The sequence below is a fragment of the Microcystis sp. M_QC_C_20170808_M3Col genome (genome assembly GCF_007095505.1).
In the GTDB taxonomy this organism is placed as follows: Bacteria; Cyanobacteriota; Cyanobacteriia; order Cyanobacteriales; family Microcystaceae; genus Microcystis.
On record NZ_SFBY01000270.1, the window covers coordinates 1 to 3,111 of the forward strand.

3 protein-coding genes are annotated in these 3,111 nt (G+C 47.3%); all 3 read left to right on the forward strand.

What is annotated here, in order from left to right; all coding sequences use genetic code 11:
* A partial coding sequence (locus EWV84_RS12240) for a hypothetical protein (RefSeq protein ID WP_287078205.1) occupies positions 1-235 on the forward strand: 235 nt, incomplete at its 5' end.
* Positions 236-336: 101 nt separating this feature from the next.
* Entirely contained in the window at positions 337-1,398 is a 1,062-nt protein-coding gene (locus EWV84_RS12245) for an Mrp/NBP35 family ATP-binding protein (protein WP_287078207.1), read from the forward strand.
* A gap of 21 nt (positions 1,399-1,419) precedes the next feature.
* Positions 1,420-2,700, forward strand: coding sequence for a rod shape-determining protein RodA (rodA, locus tag EWV84_RS12250; protein ID WP_287078206.1), 1,281 nt, complete (start codon positions 1,420-1,422; stop codon positions 2,698-2,700).
* Positions 2,701-3,111: the final 411 nt, after the last annotated feature.

A 3,111-nucleotide genomic window follows, 5' to 3' on the forward strand; every position in this document is an offset into this window, starting at 1 on the left:
AGTGGGGAAGTGGGGAAATGGGGGACTGGGGGAATGGGGGAATGGGGGAATGGGGGAATGGGGGAATGGGGGAATGGGGAAGTGGGGAAATGGGGGAATGGGGGAATGGGGGAATGGGGGAATGGGGGAATGGGGAAGTGGGGGAATGGGGGAATGGGGGAATGGGGGAATGGGGGAATGGGGGAATGGGGAATGGGGGAATGGGGGAATGGGGGAATTTCAACTAAAACCCTAACACCCTAACACCCTAACACCCTAACACCATCCAACACCCAACCCCCACAAGGTTAAGATAAATAACCATAAGAACAATACTTGACTAGAGACACTGAAACCATGCCCCTTGATACCGCATCGATTTTAGAAGTATTACGTCCCGTTCAAGATCCGGAACTGCAAAAAAGCCTAGTGGAATTGAACATGATCCGCAATGTGGCGATCGATGGCGGAAAAGTTAGCTTTACCCTAGTTTTGACCACTCCTGCCTGTCCTTTGCGCGAATTTATCGTTGAAGACTGCCAAAAAGCCGTTAAACAGCTGCCCGGTGTGGAAAGTGTTGCCGTGGATGTAACTGCCGAAACCCCGCAACAAAAAGCTTTACCGGATCGCCAAGGTGTGGAGGGGGTTAAAAATATTATCGCCGTTTCCAGTGGTAAGGGCGGTGTGGGAAAAAGTACCGTGGCTGTGAATATCGCCGTCGCCTTGGCTCATTTAGGGGCAAAAGTGGGGCTATTAGACGCGGACATCTACGGCCCCAACGCCCCGACAATGTTGGGCTTAAATGACGCACAAGTGACCGTACAGGGCGCAAATGGCGAGATATTGGAACCCGCTTTCAACCATGGCATCAAAATGGTTTCCATGGGCTTTTTGATCAACCCCGATCAACCGGTAATCTGGCGCGGTCCGATGTTAAACGGCATTATCCGTCAGTTTCTCTATCAGGTCAATTGGGGCGATTTAGACTATTTAATCGTCGATATGCCTCCCGGTACTGGGGATGCACAATTAACTTTAATTCAATCGGTCCCCCTAGCGGGTGCGGTGATTGTCACCACTCCCCAGACGGTTTCTTTAATTGATGCGCGCCGGGGTTTAAAAATGTTCCAACAGCTAGGGGCGCGGGTTTTGGGTATCGTGGAAAATATGAGTTATTTTATCCCTCCCGATCAGCCCGATCGCTCCTATGATCTATTTGGTTCCGGTGGTGGGGAAAAAACCTCGCAAGAATTGGGCATTCCTTTACTGGGATGTGTGCCTCTGGAGATATCCCTACGGGAGGGCGGTGATACTGGTGTACCAGTGGTTGTGGGGCAACCGGAATCGGCCTCAGCTAAAGCCCTGATAGCGATCGCTCGTCAGGTGGCGGCGAAAGTATCCGTAGCAGCCTATAGTTAGTCAGTAAATTTGGGGAGAGAAATGGTGAGAAGACAGTCCCTTATTAGTAGGAAACTAAGGGGTTTTAACGAGCAGTTTAGCTTCATTTTCCGGGATATAGCCCAAATTGATTGGCTTTTGTTCGTTTTGGTGACGGGTTTAACCGTTTTCGGTGGTTTAATGATTCGTAGTGCCGAAAGGAACACCACCGCTCTCGACTGGTGGCAACACTGGTTATTCGGTGCCGGGGGAGTGGCGATCGCTGTATTTCTGGCCCGTTGTCGTTACGAAAGTCTGCTGAAATGGCACTGGTTAACCTATCTTCTCACCAATCTCTCCCTAATTGCGGTAATTATCCTAGGGGTGACGGCGAATGGGGCGCAAAGTTGGATTAATATCGGCAGTTTTAATGTGCAACCGTCGGAATTTGCCAAGGTAGGTTTAATTATCACTCTGGCAGCCCTCCTACATCATCGTCCCGCCGATAATCTTTTTGCGATCGCTCGTGTATTTGCCGTCACTGCCATCCCCTGGGTGTTAATTATGGCGCAGCCGGACTTGGGGACAGGATTAGTCTTTGGAGCAATTACCCTAGGCATGATTTACTGGGCTAATGCGAAACTCCCTTGGATGATTATCCTGTTATCTCCCCTCGCATCGGTTTTTCTGTTTAATTTACTTTTTCCTGCTTGGATTGTTTTAGCAATTATCATCGCTGTCCTTGCTTGGTTTACCCTCCCCTACCGTTTTTTATCTACTTTCATCGTGGTGGCAACTAATCTGGCAGTGGGTAAATTAGGCGAGGTTTTTTGGGGTTTATTAAAAGAATATCAAAAAGATCGTTTAACCCTATTTCTTGACCCAGAAAAGAATCCTTTGGGGGGAGGTTATCAATTAATTCAATCCCGCATTGCCATCGGATCGGGAGAATTATTGGGACGGGGATTACACCAAGGCACCCAAACCCAATTAAATTTTATTCCCGAACAACACACCGATTTTATCTTCACCGTAGTTGGGGAAGAATTCGGTTTTGTCGGCAGTATTTTGGTTTTAATAGCTTTCTGGTTAATCTGTTGGCGTTTGTTAGTCATTGCTAATACTGCTAAAGAAAACTTCGGTTCTTTAATAGCGATCGGTGTTCTCTCAATGATCGCTTTTCAGGCAATTCTTAATATTAGCATGACCGTGGGATTAGCCCCGATTACAGGGATTCCTTTACCCTGGTTAAGTTATGGACGTTCATCTTTATTAACCAATTTTATCGCCTTGGGTTTAGTGGAATCCGTGGCTAATTATCGCCCCCGTAAGCGTTTGTACTAAGTAGTCGTGCAGCTATCAGTTATCAGTTATCAGCGTGTAAGTTATCAGTTATCAGATTTGAGTTTTAAGTGACAGAGTATAGTCTCTACTGTCTTTTCACTGATTACTGTTTACTGATCACAGCAAAAAGCTGACGGCTTAGATGTGTAATTAATTTTGGGAACCCTGAAATTTTCGGCTTAGTCGGCGGCAGCTTGCCGCCAACTCACTCCTCTAGATAAGGTTTGCTGAATAAATCTAAAAACCTTATCCAACAAGGTTTTTAGACTTTTTTTCCCTCAAAAAGTGCCGCCCCTTGGAGTGATTGGGGGGAAAATTCAGGGACTTTTTCCCTGAAAATTAGGTAATTGACCACCTGAAAATGGGTAAAACCCCACACCCCACACCCCAACCCCCAACCCCCAACCCCCA